Raw genomic sequence first — 18,016 nt, forward strand, 5'->3', positions numbered from 1 at the left:
TCTCTACCTTTCTATCAAAGCGACGAGTATTTCTTGCGCAGGCGCTGGCGAATCAGCTCGGCCAAGGTGTTCATCACGAAGGTGAACAGCAGCAGCACGAGGGCGGCGAGGAACAGCACACGATAGTGGCTGCCGCCGACTTCCGATTCGGGCATTTCCACGGCCACGTTGGCGGCCAGGGTGCGCATGCCCTCGAACAGGTTCAGCTCCATCACCGGGGTGTTGCCGGTGGCCATCAGCACGATCATGGTCTCGCCCACCGCACGGCCCATGCCGATCATCAGCGCCGAGAAGATACCCGGGCTGGCGGTGAGGATGACCACGCGGGTCAGGGTCTGCCACGGTGTGGCGCCCAGCGCCAGCGAACCCAGGGTGAGGCTGCGCGGCACGCTGAACACGGCGTCTTCGGCGATGGAGTAGATGTTCGGGATGACCGCGAAGCCCATGGCGATACCGACCACCAGGGCGTTGCGCTGGTCGTAGGTGATACCGAGGTCGTTGGTGATCCACAGGCGCATGTCGCCGGCGAAGAACCAGCTCTCCAGGAACGGGCTCATGTACAGGGCGAACCAACCGATCACCAGGATCACCGGGATCAGGATCGCCGCTTCCCAGCCATCGGGGATGCGCAGGCGGATCGACTCCGGCAGGCGGCTCCAGCCGAAACCCGCGAGCAGGATGCCGACCGGCATGATCACGAACAGGCTGAACACGCCCGGCAGGTGGCCTTCGAGGTACGGCGCGAGGAACAGGCCGGCGAAGAAGCCAAGGATCACCGTCGGCATCGCTTCCATCAGCTCGATCACCGGCTTGACCTTGCGGCGCATGCCCGGAGCCATGAAGTAGGCGGTGTAGATGGCGGCGGCGATGGCCAGCGGGGCGGCCAGGATCATCGCGTAGAACGCGGCCTTGAGCGTACCGAAGGTCAGCGGCGACAGGCTCAGCTTGGGCTCGAAGTCGGTGTTCGAGGCGGTCGACTGCCAGACGTATTTAGGCTCGTCGTAGTTCTCGTACCAGACCTTGCCCCACAGCGCGCTGAAGGAGATCTCCGGGTGCGGGTTGCGCAGGCTCAGGGGCAGCAGCTTGCCGCCTTGCTCGATGACGATGCGGTTGGCCCGCGGCGACAGGGCCAGGATGCCCGCGCCTTCGGCGACCGGCTCGACCAGCAGGGTGCGGTGCGCGGTGCTGTGGAACACACCGAGCTTGCCTTCGCTGTCCAGGGCGACGAAGCCCTTGCGGCGCTCTTCGGCATCGATCTGCACCACCGGGGCCTTGCCCAGCTGGAAGCTGCGGATCAGCTTGAAGCGCGACTCGCCATCCGGGTCACGGGCCATGAACCACTGGCTCAGGCCACCCTTGGAGTCACCGAAGATCAACGAGATGCCACCGACCAACTGGGTGCTGGCAGTGATTTCGGCGTTGCCGTCCTCCAGCAGCTTGTAGCGGCCATTGAGGCTCTTGTCGCGCAGACTGAACACGTCGGCGGTGGCGCGGCCGTTGACCACATAGAGCCACTGCTGGCGTGGGTCGATGAAGATGTTCTTCACCACCTCGGTCATCTGCGGCAGCTCGATGCGGTTCTGCTCGATGGTGACCTCGTCGGTCATCATGTTCTCGGTGCGCGACAGCTCGATCACCTGCAGGTGCGCGCCGGTGGAACCGGCCAGCAGCAGGGTGTCGCCGTTGACGTTGACACTCACGTGCTCAAGCGCGCGGCCTTCGCTGTCCAGGGTGAACAGGTCCTGACCATAGGGGTAGTCGATACCCGGCTCGATGGTCTTCTTGTTGTCGGGGTAGGTGATCTTGTAGGTGTGGTGGAACACCAGCGCCTGGCCGTTGGACAGGCCCAGCACCACCAGCGGGCTGCCGGGCTGGTCGGTGCTGATCGAGCTGACCTGGGTGCCGGCGGGCAACGGCAGGTCGACACGCTTCAGTTCGCCACCGGTCTTGGTGTCGAAGAACAGGGCCTGGCCCTTGTCGGAAACGCGCATGCCCACGAGGTTCTGCTCCTCGAGGGCGATCATCAGGGGTTTGCCGGCGTCCTGTTGCAGCCAGGTCGGCTCCAGGGCCTTCTTGCTGGTCAGCTCGGCGCCCTGGAACAGTGGCAGCACCACGTAGGCCAGGTAGAAGAAGATCAGCGTGATCGCTGCCAGCACGGCGAGGCCGCCCACCAGGACATACCAGCGGGTCAGGCGGTCCTTCAGGGCGCGCATGCGGCGCTTGCGTTGCAACTCGGGCGTATTGAAGTCAATGCGCACGGGAGGAGAATTTTGGGTCATTGTGGAGTTGGCCAGATCATTCATGCGCACACCCTAGCGGTCCCGTATGACAAAAACATGACAGTGCAGTGACGCAAAAAAGCCCGCCGCTCAGGAGCCCTGGCTTCGGACTAAGGAATTCGTGGAGGAGGCCGGCATGATAGTCACCGGCCTCGTCCTCAGTTACTTACTTCTTTGCAACGTTACCCGCGTGGGACAGGCCCAGGTCGGCCAGGGTCTTGTCGACCACTTTGGCTGGCAGCGGGATGTAGCCGTCCTTCACCACCACTTGCTGGCCGGCCTGGGACAGGACCAGCTTGACGAACTCGGCTTCCAGCGGGGCCAGAGGCTTGTTCGGGGCCTTGTTGACGTAGACGTACAGGAAGCGCGACAGCGGGTAGGTGCCGTTCAGGGCGTTGGCTTCGTTGTCTTCGACGAAGGCGCCGCCTTCTTTCTTGGCCAGGGCCACGGTCTTGACGCTGGCGGTCTTGTAGCCGATGCCCGAGTAGCCGATGCCGTTCAGCGAGGAGCTGATCGACTGCACGACCGAGGCCGAGCCAGGCTGTTCGTTGACGTTAGGCTTGAAGTCGCCTTTGCACAGGGCTTCTTCCTTGAAGTAGCCGTAGGTGCCCGATACCGAGTTGCGGCCGAACAGCTGGATTGGCTTGTTGGCCAGGTCGCCGGTCACGCCGACGTCGCCCCAGGTCTTGATCTCGCTCTTGCCACCGCACAGGCGGGTGGAGGAGAAGATGGCGTCGACCTGAGCCATGGTCAGGCCCTTGATCGGGTTGTCCTTGTGCACGAACACGGCCAGGGCGTCGACGGCAACCGGGATGGCGGTCGGCTTGTAGCCGTACTTCTGCTCGAAGGCCTGCAGCTCGACGTCCTTCATCTTGCGGCTCATCGGGCCCAGGTTGGCGGTGCCTTCGGTCAGCGCGGGTGGCGCGGTGGAGGAGCCGGCGGCCTGGATCTGGATGTTTACGTTCGGATATTCCTTCTTGTAGGCCTCGGCCCACAGGGTCATCAGGTTCGCGAGGGTGTCGGAACCGACGCTGGAGAGGTTGCCCGATACACCGGTGGTCTTGGTGTAGGTCGGGATTGCTGGGTCGACGGCGGCGACCGCATTGGCGGCAGCGACGCCAGCGGCGGCAAAGGTCAGGGCCGCCATCAAACGCTTCAGTTTCATGCCTTGCTCCTAGCAGGAATATCGTGGGTTGTGAGATGGAACGGGCCCAAGTATCTGCAGGCCGCATGAACACTCTATGACTCGAATGTGACAATTGGATGAAAGGCCATCACCGGGTACCGGGGTGGCCTTTTCAGGATGTTTCAGGAGGGGGGTAGGCAGGTTTGGCCCATTCGCCGGCAAGCCGGCTCCTACAGGTATTGCGCGCCTCTGTAGGAGCCGGCTTGCCGGCGAACTGTCAGCGTTTCCTGGCCAGCAGGTAGGTGCCTACGGCCAGACCAACGGCGCACAGACAGGCAACATAATAGGCCGGCGCCATAGGGCTGAACTTCAGCAGCGCGGTGACCACCATCGGCGTCAGGCCACCGAAGATCGCGTAGGCCAGGTTATAGGAGAACGACAGGCCGCTGAAACGTACCACCGGCGGGAACGCCTTGACCATCACGTAGGGCACGGCACCGACGATGCCCACGCACAGGCCGGTCAGGGCATACAACGGGAACAGCAGGTCCGGGCGGGTTGGCAGGCTGTGGTAGAAGGCCCAGGAGGACGCCAGCAACGCCAGGCTCCCCACGATAAAGACGCGCCCTGCACCAAAGCGGTCGGCCAGGCTGCCAGCGCCGATGCAGCCCAGGCTGAGCAGCACGATGGCCAGGCTATTGGCCTTGAGCGAATCCGTTGGGCTCACGTGGTAGAGGCTTTGCAGCAATGCCGGAGTCATGAGGATGATCACCACGATGCCAGCCGACAACAGCCAGGTGAGCAGCATCGACAGGATGATCGCGCCGCGGTGGTCGCGCAGCACCGCGCGCAGCGGCAGCTCTTCGGCCAGCGCCTTGCGCGCCTGCATCTCGGCGAACACCGGGGTTTCATGCAACCAGCGGCGCAGGTAGACCGCGAAGAAACCGAACACCCCACCCAGCAGGAACGGAATACGCCAGGCGTAGTCCGCCACTTCTTCAGGACTGTAGATCGTGTTGATCAGCGTCGCCACCAGCGAGCCAAGCAGAATGCCCGAGGTCAGGCCGGCGGTGAGCGTGCCGCAGGCATAGCCGGTGTTGCGCGCGGGCACGTGCTCGGAGACGAACACCCAGGCGCCCGGCACCTCGCCACCGATGGCCGCGCCCTGGATCACCCGCATCAGCAGCAGCAGGATCGGCGCCCACAGGCCGATCTGTGCATAAGTCGGCAGCAGGCCCATCACCAGGGTCGGCACCGCCATCAGGAAGATGCTCAGGGTAAACATCTTCTTGCGCCCGAGCAGGTCGCCGAAGTGGGCCATGACGATGCCCCCCAGGGGCCGCGCCAGGTAGCCGGCGGCGAAGATGCCGAAGGTCTGCATCAGGCGCAGCCATTCGGGCATGTCGGCAGGGAAGAACAGCTTGCCGACCACGGTGGCGAAGAACACGAAGATGATGAAATCGTAGAACTCCAGCGCACCGCCCAGGGCGGACAGCGAAAGGGTCTTGTAGTCACTGCGGGACAACGGCCGGGACGGCTGCTCGATACTGCTCTGCACGGAGGTCATCGCTGTGGTTTCTCTTATTGGTCTGCGGACCGCTTGGCATGCGGCTTCTGGGTAGGTCAGGCAGCGAAGATAGCAAATTGCCGAGCCGCGCTCATAGCGGTACAAAATCCGTACAGATATTCATCAATGTGCGGTCGTCGCTGGCTGTGTGGGTATATATACTGCCCGCTCGTAGGAAAAGGTTGCTTGCATCAAGGGATATTGTGCGAAAACGTCGGTCAGAAGCGTCGGACTGTTTCGCAGAGTCTCCCTTTGGCCGCCCCTGAAGCGAAATCAGCGTAGTATGTGTGTTGCTGAATCGTTTTTATGGCGTCCTTCACTGCGCCACCCACGAAGCGTCACGGGTCAGAGGCCCCACGGCATGATTGAGCTCGAACAAGAAGATCCTATCCCGCAAGGTGACCTGGCCTTGCAAATCACCGCGCTGCCGCGCGAAACCAACGGTTTCGGCGATATCTTCGGCGGCTGGCTGGTGGCCCAGATGGACTTGGCCGGTACCGCCATGGCCAGCCGCGTCGCCGGTGGCCGGGTGGCCACCGTATCGATCGATCGCATGGCGTTCCTGGTGCCGGTGGCCGTGGGCGCGCAACTGTCCTTCTATACCCAGACCTTGAAGATCGGTCGCAGCTCGATCCAGATGAGGGTCGAAGTGTGGAACGACGATCCGCTGTCTGGCGAATGGCGCAAGGTGACCGAAGCGGAGTTCGTGTTCGTCGCCATCGACGGCAGCGGTCGTACCCGCTCCGTGCCTCGTCGCTGAGCCACGCGGGCGTTAAACTCATGGCAGGTCACCGGGTCCAACGGCCCGACAGGCAACCAATGAGACGAGTGCAATGGCTAACTTCCAGGTCGACACCGAGCAACACGGCGAACTCAACTGCTGGCGCATCACCAGCGAACACGCCGAACTGCTGATCGCCCAGCAGGGCGCGCAGGTCCTCAGCTACCAGCGGATCGGCGAGCCGCCGCTGCTGTGGCTGAGCGACCAGGCCATCTTCCGCCAGGGCAAGTCGGTGCGCGCCGGCGCGCCGGTGTGCTGGCCGTGGTTCGGCATCTTCGAGCGCAACCCCGACTCGGTCAAAGCCATGTACAAGGGCGAGCAACCACCGGCCCACGGCCTGGTGCGTGGCCGCGACTGGCAGTTGCTGGGCGTCGAGGAGGCCGGCGACACCTTGCGTATCGAGTTCGCGCTACCCGAAGCCCAAGGCGATCTGCCGGGCTGGCCGCACGAAGTGGAGCTCAAGCTTGTGGTGGAGCTGGGCCAGCAACTGAAGCTGACCCTCACCAGCTATAACCTCGGCAACACCGATGTCACCCTGAGCCAGGCCCTGCATAGCTACTTTGCCGTTAGCGACGTGCGCCAGGTGCAGGTGGAAGGTGTGGATGGGCTGGCCTATATCGAAACCCTGGCCAACTGGGAACAGCGCCAGCAGCAGGGCAACCTGGGCTTCGCGGGCGAGACCGACCGCATCTACCTGAACGCCCCTGAGCGCCTGGCCATCGTCGACCCGCACTGGAACCGGCGCATCACCCTGCAGGCCGGCGGCTCACGCACTGCGGTGATCTGGAACCCCTGGACCGACCGCGCCCGCGACCTGCCGGACATGGCCGACGATGGCTGGCAGCGCATGCTGTGCATCGAGACGGCGAATGTGATGGATGATGTGGTGACGCTGAGGCCGGGGGCCAGTCATTCGATGAGCGTGGCGATCGGTAGCGAAGTACTCTGAAGCTTCCGGGACCGCTACGCGGTCCTTTCGCGGCACAAGGCCGCTCCCACAGGAGCCATGCGAATCCCGTGGGAGCGGCCTTGTGTCGCGATGGGCTGCGAAGCAGCCCCAGTAGCCTTACAGATCGGCGTCTTCCACCACCCTCACCTGCCCCGCGTCCAGCGCGTACGCAGCATCTGCCAGGTCATTGCTGACCTTCTCCACCTTCAACAAGCCGGTCACCCACAACGGCGTGTAGATATCGTCGATCTTCAACCCTTTCGGATAACGCACCAGCACCAGCTGGTTCGGCGGCGGCGGCGGTACATGGATGCAGGCGCCCGGGTACGGCACCAGGAAGAACAGTGTGCTGTTGCCCTTGGCATCGCTCTCCAGCGGCACCGGATACCCCCCCAGGCGGATCTGCTTGCCATTCATCGCTGCCACGGTCTTGGTCGAGTACATCACCGCCGGCAAACCCTTGCTCTGCTTCAAGCCGCCCTTGGCGGTGAAGGTCCCTTGGGCTTCCGGAGAGTTGTGGTCGATCTCGGGCATCTGCTCGAGGGCTTTCTGGTCCGACTTGGGCATCAGTTCCAGCCAGTCGGTCTCGGGCAGTTCTGCATGAGCCAGGGCGCTGGCCAGCAGCAAGGGAAGGAGAAATAACGCACGCATGGAAATGCTCGGCAACTCGGGGATTGAATTGCCGACATTCTAACGTGTGTTCAGCTCTTCTTGATGAAGCCGTAGATCACCAAGAGGATGATGGCGCCCACCAAGGCCCCGAAGAAGCCTGCGGCCTGCCCGGCCTGGTAGATGCCAAGGGCTTGCCCGCCATAGGTGGCGGCCAGGGAGCCGGCGATGCCGAGGAGGATGGTCATGATCCAGCCCATGCTGTCGTCACCCGGTTTCAGGAAACGCGCCAGCAGGCCGACGATCAGGCCGATGAAGATGGTTCCAATGATGCCCATGGCAAACCCTCTGAGATGAAAGATGGAACAAGCCAAAGCCTAGACAGCGCTTTGGCTTGTCGCCATTTCAGAGCGGTGTTGCCCCGCAGAAGTTCGCTCAGCCGGCGATCAACGCCTCTACTTCGGCGATCTTGGCCTTCAGCGTGGCCATGTCGTCGCAACGCAGGGTGGCGTGGCCGACCTTGCGCCCGGCCTTGAAGGCCTTGCCGTAGTGGTGCAGGTGGCAGTCGTCGATGGCGATGACCTTGTCCACCGCCGGCACTTCGCCGATGAAGTTGAGCATGGCGCTCTCACCCACCTTGGCGGTCGAACCCAGCGGCAGGCCGGCCACGGCGCGCAGGTGGTTCTCGAACTGGCTGCATTCGCTGCCTTCGATGGTCCAGTGCCCGGAGTTGTGCACGCGCGGGGCGATCTCGTTGGCCTTCAGGCCACCGTCGACTTCGAAGAACTCGAATGCCATCACACCGACATAGTCCAGCTTCTGCAGGACGCGACCGACGTAGTCTTCGGCCAGGGCCTGCAGCGGGTGTGCATCACTGGCCACCGACAGTTTCAGGATGCCGCTGTCGTGGGTGTTGTGCACCAGCGGGTAGAAGCGGGTTTCGCCATCACGGGCACGCACAGCCACCAGCGACACTTCACCGGTGAACGGCACGAAACCTTCCAGCAGGCAGGGCACGCTGCCCAGCTCGGCGAAGGTGCCCACCACGTCCTCGGGCTTGCGCAGGACCTTCTGGCCCTTGCCGTCATACCCCAGGGTGCGGGTCTTGAGCACGGCCGGCAGGCCGATGCTGGCGACGGCGGCATCCAGGTCCGCTTGCGAGAGGATGTCGGCGAACGCCGGGGTCGGAATCCCCAGGTCGCGGAACATGCTCTTCTCGAACAGGCGATCGCGGGCAATGCGCAGCGCTTCGGCGCTCGGGTAGACCGGCACGAACTGCGAGAGGAAGGCGACGGTCTCGGCCGGCACGCTCTCGAACTCGAACGTTACCAGGTCGACTTCGTCGGCCAGCTGGCGCAGGTGGTCCTGGTCGCCGTAGTCGGCGCGCAGGTGCTCGCCCAGCGGGGCGGCGCAGGCGTCCGGGGCCGGGTCGAGGAAAGCGAAGTTCATGCCCAGCGGGGTGCCCGCCAGGGCCAGCATGCGGCCCAGCTGGCCGCCACCGATTACACCGATCTTCATAGCGTCAACCTCAAGCCTGGCGCGGGTCTGGATTGTCCAGCACGGTGTCGGTCTGTTCCGTGCGGAACTGCTTGAGCGCCGCATGGAACTGCGGGTACTTGGCGCCCAGGATGCTCGCCGACAGCAGCGCGGCGTTGATCGCGCCGGCCTTGCCGATGGCCAGGGTGGCTACCGGCACGCCAGCAGGCATCTGCACGATCGACAGCAGCGAGTCGACACCCGACAGCATCGACGACTGCACCGGCACGCCCAGCACCGGCAGGTGGGTCTTGGCGGCGCACATGCCTGGCAGGTGGGCGGCGCCACCGGCACCGGCGATGATCACCTCGATGCCGCGGCCGTCGGCCTCCTCGGCGTACTGGAACAGCAGGTCCGGGGTACGGTGGGCGGAAACCACCTTCACCTCGTAGGGAATGCCGAGTTTTTCCAGCATATCGGCGGTGTGGCTAAGGGTGGACCAATCGGACTTGGAGCCCATGATCACGCCAACCAGTGCACTCATCGTCGAGCCTCTTCGCTTGTGCGCCCGCAGGCGCGTCAAAAAACAACAAGCCACGCGGGACGACCGGCGTGGCTTGTTTGCTGATCTGGACCGGAGCTGTCCGGTCGAAAGGCCGCGCAGTATACCGCAAGGGAGTGCGTTTAAGGCACCCCGGCGACCAACTGTCGCCCTTATTTTTCGGGGGTTTGGCTGACTTTCGGGTCAACTGAACCGCCCTCCAGCTTGCGCCACAGCAACCGCACGTTGGCCTTGCGCACCAGGGCGCAACGATAGAGGCGGATTTCCAGCGGCACATGCCATTGGCTGCCACCACAGATCACCAGTTCGCCACGCTCCAGCTCGCCGCGCATCGACAGCTTGGGTACCCAGGCAATGCCCATGCCTTCCAGCGCCATGCTCTTGAGACTGTCGGCCATCGCGGTTTCATAGACAGTGGTATAGCGCAGGTTGCGCTGGCGCAGCAGCAGGTTGACCGAACGGCCGAGGAAAGCGCCGGCACTGTAGGCCAGCAACGGCACGCTGCCCTCGCCTTCAAGGTCGAACAAGGGCTTGCCGTCCGGCCCCACGGCGCACACCGGCAGCATTTCGGTGTCGCCCATGTGCAGTGAAGGGAAGATTTCGGCATCCATCTGCAATGCCGCATCCGGATCATAGAAGGCCAGCATCAGGTCGCAACCACCCTCGCGCAAGGCATGCACCGCATCACCGACGTTGGTGGCCACCAGGCGGGTGGCGATGTTCAAGCCGTCGTTGCGCAACTGGGCCACCCAGCGGGGGAAGAAGCCCGAGGCCAGGGAGTGGGCCGCCGCCACCTGGATAACCTCGCCCTGCCCGCCTTCGAGGTGGTGCAAATGGCGAAGAACTTCGCTCAACTGGTCGACAACAGTGCGCGCGGTGACGAGAAACAGCTGCCCGGCCTCGGTCAGTTCGATGGGCGTGCGGGAACGATTCACCAAGGTCAGCCCCAGCGCCGCTTCCAGGCTTCTTATGCGGCGGCTGAACGCCGGCTGGGTGACGAAACGGCGCTCGGCCGCCTGCGAGAAACTGCGGGTGGAGGCCAGGGCACTGAAGTCCTCCAGCCATTTGCTTTCGAGGTTCATCGACTACTCCGCAACGCGTGCACCAAAATGGAACACGCTCGATTGTCAATCGGCGTCACATCAAACCGTATGCCGTTTGTGCATAGGTTAGCGTGCAACAGCATTGGCCGCAAAATCCGGGCAGCCCTAGGATTGGCGCCATTCCGGCAGGTGCCGGGTCAAAATCGAGATGATATCTATCATGTCCTCCGCTGCATCGTTCCGCGTCGAAAAAGATCTGCTTGGTACCCTTGAAGTCCCTGCCGATGCCTACTACGGCATCCAGACCCTGCGCGCTGCCAACAACTTCCACCTCTCCGGCGTTCCGCTGTCGCACTACCCGAAACTGGTAGTCGGCCTGGCGATGGTCAAGCAGGCCGCTGCTGACGCCAACCGTGAGCTGGGGCACCTGAGCGATGCCAAGCACGCTGCCATCAGCGCAGCCTGCGCCCGACTGATCAAGGGTGACTTCCACGATCAGTTCGTCGTGGACATGATTCAAGGCGGTGCTGGCACCTCCACCAACATGAACGCCAACGAAGTCATCGCCAACGTTGCGCTGGAGCACATGGGCCACCAGAAAGGTGAGTACCAGTACCTGCACCCGAACAACGACGTGAACATGGCGCAGTCGACCAACGACGCCTACCCGACTGCGATCCGTCTGGGCTTGCTGCTGGGCCACGACGCCCTGCTGGCCAGCCTCGACAGCCTGATCCAGGCCTTCGCCGCCAAAGGTAAAGAGTTCGACCACGTACTGAAGATGGGCCGTACCCAGCTGCAGGACGCCGTGCCGATGACCCTGGGCCAGGAATTCCGCGCCTTCGCCACCACCATGACCGAAGACCTGCAGCGCCTGCGCTCGCTGGCTCCGGAACTGCTGACCGAAATCAACCTGGGCGGCACCGCCATCGGTACCGGCATCAACGCCGACCCGGGCTACCAGATGCTGGCCGTGCAGCGCCTGGCCATCATCAGCGGCCAGCCGCTGGTGCCTGCCGCCGACCTGATCGAAGCCACCTCCGACATGGGCGCCTTCGTGCTGTTCTCCGGCATGCTCAAGCGCACCGCGGTCAAGCTGTCGAAGATCTGCAACGACCTGCGCCTGCTGTCCAGCGGCCCGCGTACCGGCATCAACGAGATCAACCTGCCGGCGCGTCAGCCAGGCAGCTCGATCATGCCAGGCAAGGTCAACCCGGTAATTCCGGAAGCCGTCAACCAAGTCGCCTTCGCCATCATGGGCAACGACCTGGCCCTGACCGTCGCCGCCGAAGGTGGCCAGCTGCAGCTGAACGTGATGGAACCGCTGATCGCCTTCAAGATCTTCGACTCGATCCGCCTGCTGCAACGCGCCATGGACATGCTGCGCGAGCACTGCATCGTCGGCATCACCGCCAACGAACAGCGCTGCCGTGAACTGGTCGAGCACTCGATCGGCCTGGTCACCGCCCTGAACCCGTACATCGGCTACGAAAACGCCACCCGTATCGCCCGCGTCGCCCTGGAAACCGGCCGCGGCGTGCTGGAACTGGTGCGCGAGGAGAAGCTGCTGGACGAAGCGATGCTCAACGACATCCTGCGTCCGGAAAACATGATCGCTCCCCGTCTGGTTCCGCTGAAGGCGTAACCCAGACCGCTGCAAAACGTCTCACCAGGTCGAGGGACTAGACACCTCTCAACCTTTCAAGGGCCCGAGCGCACGCTCCGGGCCCTTTTTTTATATGAGGTCGAGCGGGTCATCAAGGCTGGCGAACAGCTCGTCGAACGTCACCACGTTGATGTCCTGTTCCTTGGGCGCCATGGCCAACGGCGCGGCCTGGGTGCTGGCGGCGTGGGCCTGCCAGCGGTCCAGGGCCTCAGCCAGTTGCGGCTGGCCTGCGAGGCTGCCGTAGACGTCGGCTTCGCTGACCGGGGCGCGGCGCAGGCTGGCCAGCCGCTCGCGGGTAGCCTGCAGGCGTTCCAGTTCTTTTTCGATGGCGGTCAGGCTGGGCTCGCGTGAACGCGGGTAGTAGTCGCCCCGACTCAGCCGGGAGCGGCGCTCGCGCAGTTGCTGGCTGATCGATGCCAATGCTGTGTCCACCGCCTCCAGTTCCCGCACGGTCACCGCTGGCGTGCGGTTGGCCAACGCCTGCTGGTGACGGCGCAGCATGGCCCAGCAGGCCGGGATGTAGCTGGACACCATGAAATGATCCGCCAGGCTGACCGACCGGTGCTGCGGCAGGCCATCGACCTTTTCCAGGTAGTAGTTGCAGGCGGGCTGGGCGGTGATGGTGGTGCAGCCCGGGCGCCAGAGAATGGCCGAGGATTCCTGGTTGCTGAGCTGGATCGGCATGAAATGCTGCAGCTCGCCATGGTGCCCGTAGGGCTCGCCGTCCTGGTTGACCAGGCCTGTTCGCATGACCATGGCGCCAAGCGGGAAGTTGATACTCGCCAGGACGGCGCCAGTGGCGATCACCTCGTAACGGGTGTTCATCCACGGCAGTGGCAGGTTGGGGACCATGTCGTCATTGTTGACGATGCGGTGGTGGCGCAGGTCGGCGGCGCTGGCGAGGAACGTGCTGTCGCCGACTCGGGGGGCGCCGTAAGTATAGAGCTGGAGCGGGCCACTGTAGCCCCCTGTGCGCAGCATTTGGGCCAGCAGCAGTGCTACCGCGCCGCCGAGGCTGTGGCCGCAGATGATGAGTTGCTGGGACTGGTAAAACTTGTCCATGTAAACTTCCACGAACTGTAAAGCACGCTTTGCGGCAAGGTAGAAACCACGATGAACCTTGCCATGCCCCTCTTCGAACGGGACCTGTAATGCGTCCACGTCACGCAATAGATCCGGGATCTTTTCGCTGGTGCCACGGATAGCGATGATCATCACATCGGCATTGTGGGTCATGAATGCCTGGGTGTCGGTGGTGTCCGAATATTCTCTATCATCCAAAAAGTGGATTCTGGCAGGATTCTTCTGGTCTTCACCTAGCGCTGGGTCGTTCTCCTCATACAGTTCAGGATCGAATGGCACAATTTCCCATCGCTGGGAATAAGGAACATCCTCGTAGAATGGGAAGTACTCTGTCTGTTGTTTCGTGTCTACGCGCCAGATCTCCTGCCCTTTGGCCAGAGCGTCGCCAAACCAGTTTCCGACGGTGGGGACATAAGGAAAATTGACCGATTTGGCTTTGACTGGGTGACCTGGAGGCTCCTGCCCGAACGGGGTGTAACTGAGCGTGGCCATCAATGCCAACTGATAGAGGTTCAGCGCGCAAAACTCCTGATCCATTGACAGGACAGGCCGCAGCGCTCGCAGCGGGCGAACTTCCAATACCGTGTGCTTGCCGAACATGAGCCCGACACCCCATTCGCAATGCTTGCCCATGATTCGTCGAATACCCAGATCCGAAGGAAAGTCACTCAAGGACCTGGGCGGAAGGTGGCAGATGTGGCAGACAAGCTCGCTCACTTCGACTTGATAAAACTCGTCAGCGCTAACGGCTGCGGGATTTGACTGTGTTCTTCTACCGTCGCGATTCTGGAAATGCGTTTGCTCAGCACGAACTTGAATATCGGTAATCTTCAGCGGGTAAAAATCTCGTGTCTGCAATTTCATATAGCCATCATCACCTCCCGCATATTCGCTCGCAAAGCGCAACGATACAGGACCACGGCAATGATTTAAGACCTCACCTCTACCCTCTGTGTCTAGGGCTCCCTTATAGGTTGTGCCATCCATATCCACAACTTCAAAAAAAGCACCTGCATACGGGGCCCCATGACCTTGCTCGTCTACCAATTGAAAGCTCGTTGAGACGCCGCGCACAGGACAAACAAGCATAATATTATTGAGTGGATGATTAACTTCCTTGAGGAACTGATTATGGCCCATAACATTTCACTCCTCGCAACCTGGGTATAAATTGCAGATTCGTCCATCTGGCATCTTGAAATCGATAAAATCCGAATAATTGCCTTGACAATACCCAGACAGATCATCCACACCCTTCCCTATGCACCGTTTCCAGCCTCTTGGAAATTTCACCCAGGTATCTTTGAAATATGGCCTCTCGCTCTCAACGACACGAATATTCATTCGTATTGTCTTTCCCGGTAACTGGTCGACCAGGTAGGCGCCAAATGGATTTCCGACAAATCTTTCCCCACGCTCCTTATCTTTTTTACAACGAAGAATCTTCCTTATATTTCGTTCCTTGTGCATTGTACGAAACAGCCACTGACACTCCCCATAAAACGTATCACCATCGTCGGCATTCATAACACGCCTATACTTATCATCCAGCTCTGTATATATACCAACATTAGCATCGGCTTCCGTCACTTGATTAAAGACCTTCCCATAGACCCCAAAAATTCTGATCCTTATATGACTAATAACCATTCGACACCCTTTGATAATCTTATAGATCTCTATAATCGATACAGGATTGTACTCTTTACGCCAATCCGAATTAAAAGTTGGCATCGTTCTCTTCCAGTCAGTCACTGAGCACTCCGTGCCTGGCTCTGGCTTATAATACGCAGCCGCTGAATACGCGAAGTCAGGCGGCAGTTCCCCCACCAACTTGAACGTATTCGGCAGCTCTTCCTTACACCCCACCAACGAAGCCAGACCCAACGTCACCAGACACTTCAAGAACGTCCCCTTCATTCTTCTTTCTCCCTGTTAAAAACACCGTACGAAGTCGCAACCGCTCCAGATGCGCCTGTGGGCTTTCATCAACCAACGGTGCACACTCCCGCGGCACTTCGTACCCCGGCGAGCGCAGGCTCAACATCAGCAGGAACTCGATCTCCTCCCCTGCATGCCAACCCCAGGCACGGGCCTGGCGCAGTTGGCGTTGCAACCACTCAAGGGGCATCTGGTTCCGGGATAGGGTGCGATAGGCGTCCAAATGCAGGCCGGAGAGATAGCGATGGGCATTGGCCAAGGCGACCCCATTGCCTTCGACTTCGGCCGGAGTCGGTAACCAGACCGGAACGGGCGGCACGGGGTAGGCACGGGGCGCCGGGTTATCCACCACCCGCCAGGCCGTGGCCTGCCAGTAGCACACGCTGATGGCCTGGCCGAGCCAGACGGCCCTGCGATCCGCGACCGCCATCGCCCGCGCCAGTACACGGTTGTCGTGGAACCGGTACAGTGCCCGCTGCGGCCGCTGGCCCAGCAGCAACCGTGCACGCCAGTGCTCGACCCAGTCTGGCAAGGCGCCGGGCGCCAGGCTGGCCAACCACCCCCAGTTGCCTTGCGGCGCCTCGAACAAGCCCTGCAGCAAGCGCACCTCTCCCTCACCAATCAGAAAGCAGGCCGGCCCTTGCGCCGCGAGGTGGGCGACGTCGGTCTGCTGGTACAGCACGCTCCAGCGCTCGGAGCCCAAGCGGGCCATCAGGGCCTGGCGGGCATCGAAGCCGGCGCCCAGCATCAGCACGATGTCACGGCCGCAAGCGCGCTCGCGGGCCATCCACTGCCACGGAGTCAACTCGCTCATACCGCACCTCCCAAGGGTGTGTCGCAACAGCTGTCACAGACCGGACACAGCGCGCAGTCGAGGGCCTGGCTTCCTGCCCACAACGCCCACTGCACCGGCCCCGCCGTCACGGGCAGCGGCAGCGCGTCAGGCAGACCCTGACCGTCGCCCGGCAGCAGGGGCTGCACCAGGACGCTGGCCGCCGGCGCCCCACCGATCTGGATCGGGCTGCTGCAGAAGATGCCTGCGCCATTGATCACCAGGTGCTGCCCACCAACCTTGAGGGTGATGCTGGCGCCGCCCTCCACCACCACCTCGCCGTCCGCCGACACCTGCACCTGGCGCCCGGCGTGCTGCACCAGCACCGTGCCCACGCGGGTCTGGCTGTCCTGCTCGACCACCAGGTGGTCGCTGGCCCGCACCAGCACCTGCCGATGCCCGCCGACGGTGCGCTGCTCCTCGGCCTCCAGGGTGACCCGGCTGGGCCCCTTCACCCGCACCTCGCGCCGGCCACCGATTGCCTCATGGCTGTCGTTGCCCACCTGCCGCTCGTAGTCGCGCTGGGCGCGCAGGTACAGCAGCTCCTGCCCCGCGCGGTCCTCCATGGCCAGTTCGTTGTAGCCCCCGCCGCCACCCAGGCTGCGGCTGCGCAACACCGTGCGGCTGCGGTTTTCGGGCAAGGCATAGGGTGGCGGGTGCAGGCTGTCGGGCAGGCAGCCGCTGACCACGGGCTGGTCGGGGTCGTTGTCGAGGAAGCTGACCACCACCGCCATGCCGACCCGGGGCAGCGTGACCGCGCCGTAACGGTCGCCGGACCAGCTGGACAGCACCCGCAACCAGCAGCTGGTGTGCGCGTCGCCCCGGCCTTCGCGGTCCCAGTGGAACTGCACCTTGACCCTGCCCAGGGCGTCGCAATACACCTCCTCGCCGGGTGGGCCGGTGACCTTGGCCACCTGGCCGCCGGGCACCTGCGGCCGGGGCCGGGCCAGCGGCGGGCGGAACAGCACGTCCCAGGGGATGGCGTTGAAGGTGTTGCTGTAGCGCGTCTGCGCGTCGGCTGCGGCGTGCTCCTCGAGCACCTGGGGCTGTTGGCCCTCGTGGTGGACGTGGGTGAGCAGCCACAGGTCGTTCCAGGCCTCGCGGGGGTGGTCGTTCAGCTGCAGCAGATGGCCGCTGCGCAGAAACGCCGCGTCGCTGGCTCCTTCGGCCAGGCAATGGTTGAAGCGACAACGCTGCAACGCCCGCTTGCTCAGCGAAGCGCCCCGCTGCTGGTCGAGGGTCTGGCGCAGGCTGCCAGGGTAGGCGTAGTGCTCCAGGGGCAGCACCTGGGCCTCGCCGGTGCTGCTCGGGTAGGCCAGCGGCAGCGCGGCCTTGCGAAAGTCATGGTCGCGCAGCTCCACCTGGTTGACCGCGGTGCGCACGCTCACGCCGAACTGGCTGACCACCTGGGTGTCGGCCTGCAGGCCGGTGGGGGGATGAAAGCCCAGGGCGCGCCCGAGCCGGGGGAAGTGCGACTGGTGGTCGGCGAACACCACGCCGTGGCCCTGGCGCGAATGCTGGAAGTGGTAGTGGATGCCGTCTTCCTGGCACAGCCGTTCGATGAACGCCAGGTCGCTCTCGCCGTACTGCACGCAGTACTCACGCGGTGGATAGGGTTCTTCGAGGAGGAAGCGGTAGCTGTCACCCAGCAGCCCGTGCTCTTCGAGCACCTGGCCGATGATCTGCGCCACCGTGCGCTGCTGGAAGACCCGGTAGTTGGTGCGCAGGCCCAGCCGCGCCAACCGTGGCTCCAGCCGGGCGTGGTAGTGCGTGAGGCGGTCGCCGATCACGCCCTGGCGGAACCGGCTGATGACACCGTGGATACCGCAGTCCAGGCCGTCGAAGGCGAGAAAGGCCGGTTGGTTGAGCATCCGCTCGAGCGGCAGGCGGGCATTTTCGCTGACCAGTTCGAGCTCGAAGCGGTAGAGCCTGCTGATGTATTCGTCGCCGCTGAATTTCAGGACCTGAAGCTCAGGCTGGACTGCCGGTACATGAAACCGCAGGCGGTCGGGGGGTAATGAGTCGAACATCCGTTGTCCCTGGTTGGGCCACCTTGGCCGGGGCGCAGCATTGCCCCCTGCAAAGTGGGGAAAACCGCCAAG

General features: G+C 63.0%; 15 protein-coding genes. 3 read left to right on the top strand and 12 right to left on the bottom strand.

The window, feature by feature from the left end:
- Window positions 1–14 precede the first annotated feature (14 nt).
- The 3 genes from PSEEN_RS25310 to PSEEN_RS25320 all read right to left on the bottom strand — a co-directional run bounded on the left by PSEEN_RS25310 (window position 15) and on the right by PSEEN_RS25320 (window position 4,972).
- Window positions 15–2,303 (bottom strand): ABC transporter permease subunit, encoded by a 2,289-nt coding sequence (locus PSEEN_RS25310; RefSeq protein WP_011536435.1) that lies wholly within the window; start codon window positions 2,301–2,303, stop codon window positions 15–17.
- 142 nt (window positions 2,304–2,445) lie between these two features.
- Window positions 2,446–3,444: a phosphate ABC transporter substrate-binding protein PstS gene (locus PSEEN_RS25315; protein ID WP_011536436.1), complete on the bottom strand. Its 999-nt coding sequence runs from the start codon at window positions 3,442–3,444 to the stop codon at window positions 2,446–2,448.
- 238 nt (window positions 3,445–3,682) lie between these two features.
- Window positions 3,683–4,972 (bottom strand): MFS transporter, encoded by a 1,290-nt coding sequence (locus tag PSEEN_RS25320; protein WP_011536437.1) that lies wholly within the window; start codon window positions 4,970–4,972, stop codon window positions 3,683–3,685.
- Window positions 4,973–5,333: 361 nt separating this feature from the next.
- Here PSEEN_RS25320 and PSEEN_RS25325 point away from each other — a divergent pair, with 361 nt between their 5' ends.
- Both PSEEN_RS25325 and PSEEN_RS25330 read left to right on the top strand, forming a co-directional pair.
- Window positions 5,334–5,732 carry an acyl-CoA thioesterase gene (locus PSEEN_RS25325; protein WP_011536438.1) on the top strand — a complete coding sequence of 133 codons (399 nt, stop codon included), beginning with the start codon at window positions 5,334–5,336 and terminating at the stop codon, window positions 5,730–5,732.
- A 73-nt stretch (window positions 5,733–5,805) separates the two neighbouring features.
- Window positions 5,806–6,702 carry a D-hexose-6-phosphate mutarotase gene (locus PSEEN_RS25330; RefSeq protein WP_011536439.1) on the top strand — a complete coding sequence of 299 codons (897 nt, stop codon included), beginning with the start codon at window positions 5,806–5,808 and terminating at the stop codon, window positions 6,700–6,702.
- Between the two features lie 117 nt (window positions 6,703–6,819).
- Here PSEEN_RS25330 and PSEEN_RS25335 read toward each other — a convergent pair whose 3' ends face one another.
- From PSEEN_RS25335 to PSEEN_RS25355, 5 genes are all read right to left on the bottom strand, one after another.
- A complete protein-coding gene (locus PSEEN_RS25335) occupies window positions 6,820–7,353 on the bottom strand; it encodes a DUF3299 domain-containing protein (RefSeq protein WP_011536440.1) in 534 nt (177 codons plus the stop codon).
- Window positions 7,354–7,403: 50 nt separating this feature from the next.
- A complete protein-coding gene (locus PSEEN_RS25340) occupies window positions 7,404–7,649 on the bottom strand; it encodes a GlsB/YeaQ/YmgE family stress response membrane protein (RefSeq protein ID WP_011536441.1) in 246 nt (81 codons plus the stop codon).
- A 97-nt stretch (window positions 7,650–7,746) separates the two neighbouring features.
- Complete coding sequence (locus PSEEN_RS25345; RefSeq protein ID WP_011536442.1) at window positions 7,747–8,829, bottom strand: 5-(carboxyamino)imidazole ribonucleotide synthase; 1,083 nt, start codon at window positions 8,827–8,829, stop codon at window positions 7,747–7,749.
- A gap of 10 nt (window positions 8,830–8,839) precedes the next feature.
- Window positions 8,840–9,331 carry a 5-(carboxyamino)imidazole ribonucleotide mutase gene (gene purE, locus PSEEN_RS25350; RefSeq protein ID WP_011536443.1) on the bottom strand — a complete coding sequence of 164 codons (492 nt, stop codon included), beginning with the start codon at window positions 9,329–9,331 and terminating at the stop codon, window positions 8,840–8,842.
- A gap of 170 nt (window positions 9,332–9,501) precedes the next feature.
- Complete coding sequence (locus PSEEN_RS25355) at window positions 9,502–10,431, bottom strand: LysR substrate-binding domain-containing protein (RefSeq protein ID WP_011536444.1); 930 nt, start codon at window positions 10,429–10,431, stop codon at window positions 9,502–9,504.
- A 181-nt stretch (window positions 10,432–10,612) separates the two neighbouring features.
- Here PSEEN_RS25355 and aspA point away from each other — a divergent pair, with 181 nt between their 5' ends.
- Complete coding sequence (aspA, locus tag PSEEN_RS25360) at window positions 10,613–12,037, top strand: aspartate ammonia-lyase (RefSeq protein ID WP_044488595.1); 1,425 nt, start codon at window positions 10,613–10,615, stop codon at window positions 12,035–12,037.
- Between the two features lie 90 nt (window positions 12,038–12,127).
- On the opposite strand, the gene PSEEN_RS25365 is transcribed toward aspA, so the two are convergent.
- The 4 genes from PSEEN_RS25365 to PSEEN_RS25375 form a co-directional block, all read right to left on the bottom strand.
- Window positions 12,128–14,281 carry a lipase family protein gene (locus tag PSEEN_RS25365; RefSeq protein ID WP_011536446.1) on the bottom strand — a complete coding sequence of 718 codons (2,154 nt, stop codon included), beginning with the start codon at window positions 14,279–14,281 and terminating at the stop codon, window positions 12,128–12,130.
- A gap of 6 nt (window positions 14,282–14,287) precedes the next feature.
- Window positions 14,288–14,896, bottom strand: coding sequence for a hypothetical protein (locus PSEEN_RS26435; protein WP_231845287.1), 609 nt, complete (start codon window positions 14,894–14,896; stop codon window positions 14,288–14,290).
- 103 nt (window positions 14,897–14,999) lie between these two features.
- Window positions 15,000–15,896: a DUF4123 domain-containing protein gene (locus PSEEN_RS25370; protein ID WP_011536448.1), complete on the bottom strand. Its 897-nt coding sequence runs from the start codon at window positions 15,894–15,896 to the stop codon at window positions 15,000–15,002.
- Window positions 15,893–17,944, bottom strand: a complete 2,052-nt coding sequence (locus PSEEN_RS25375) for a type VI secretion system Vgr family protein (RefSeq protein WP_011536449.1) — start codon at window positions 17,942–17,944, stop codon at window positions 15,893–15,895. Before PSEEN_RS25375 ends, PSEEN_RS25370 begins: the two co-directional genes overlap by 4 nt.
- Window positions 17,945–18,016 lie beyond the last annotated feature (72 nt).

Source organism: Pseudomonas entomophila L48, from assembly GCF_000026105.1.
GTDB classification, from domain to species: domain Bacteria; phylum Pseudomonadota; class Gammaproteobacteria; order Pseudomonadales; family Pseudomonadaceae; genus Aquipseudomonas; species Aquipseudomonas entomophila.

What these genes read in the sequence shown, in the direction of transcription:
- PSEEN_RS25310 (WP_011536435.1), bottom strand. Translation starts at nt 2,303, where the DNA reads ATGAATGATCTGGCCAACTCCACAATGACCCAAAATTCTCCTCCCGTG.
- PSEEN_RS25315 (WP_011536436.1), bottom strand. Translation starts at nt 3,444, where the DNA reads ATGAAACTGAAGCGTTTGATGGCGGCCCTGACCTTTGCCGCCGCTGGC.
- PSEEN_RS25320 (WP_011536437.1), bottom strand. Translation starts at nt 4,972, where the DNA reads ATGACCTCCGTGCAGAGCAGTATCGAGCAGCCGTCCCGGCCGTTGTCC.
- PSEEN_RS25325 (WP_011536438.1), top strand. Translation starts at nt 5,334, where the DNA reads ATGATTGAGCTCGAACAAGAAGATCCTATCCCGCAAGGTGACCTGGCC.
- PSEEN_RS25330 (WP_011536439.1), top strand. Translation starts at nt 5,806, where the DNA reads ATGGCTAACTTCCAGGTCGACACCGAGCAACACGGCGAACTCAACTGC.
- PSEEN_RS25335 (WP_011536440.1), bottom strand. Translation starts at nt 7,353, where the DNA reads ATGCGTGCGTTATTTCTCCTTCCCTTGCTGCTGGCCAGCGCCCTGGCT.
- PSEEN_RS25340 (WP_011536441.1), bottom strand. Translation starts at nt 7,649, where the DNA reads ATGGGCATCATTGGAACCATCTTCATCGGCCTGATCGTCGGCCTGCTG.
- PSEEN_RS25345 (WP_011536442.1), bottom strand. Translation starts at nt 8,829, where the DNA reads ATGAAGATCGGTGTAATCGGTGGCGGCCAGCTGGGCCGCATGCTGGCC.
- purE (WP_011536443.1), bottom strand. Translation starts at nt 9,331, where the DNA reads ATGAGTGCACTGGTTGGCGTGATCATGGGCTCCAAGTCCGATTGGTCC.
- PSEEN_RS25355 (WP_011536444.1), bottom strand. Translation starts at nt 10,431, where the DNA reads ATGAACCTCGAAAGCAAATGGCTGGAGGACTTCAGTGCCCTGGCCTCC.
- aspA (WP_044488595.1), top strand. Translation starts at nt 10,613, where the DNA reads ATGTCCTCCGCTGCATCGTTCCGCGTCGAAAAAGATCTGCTTGGTACC.
- PSEEN_RS25365 (WP_011536446.1), bottom strand. Translation starts at nt 14,281, where the DNA reads ATGGGCCATAATCAGTTCCTCAAGGAAGTTAATCATCCACTCAATAAT.
- PSEEN_RS25370 (WP_011536448.1), bottom strand. Translation starts at nt 15,896, where the DNA reads ATGAGCGAGTTGACTCCGTGGCAGTGGATGGCCCGCGAGCGCGCTTGC.
- PSEEN_RS25375 (WP_011536449.1), bottom strand. Translation starts at nt 17,944, where the DNA reads ATGTTCGACTCATTACCCCCCGACCGCCTGCGGTTTCATGTACCGGCA.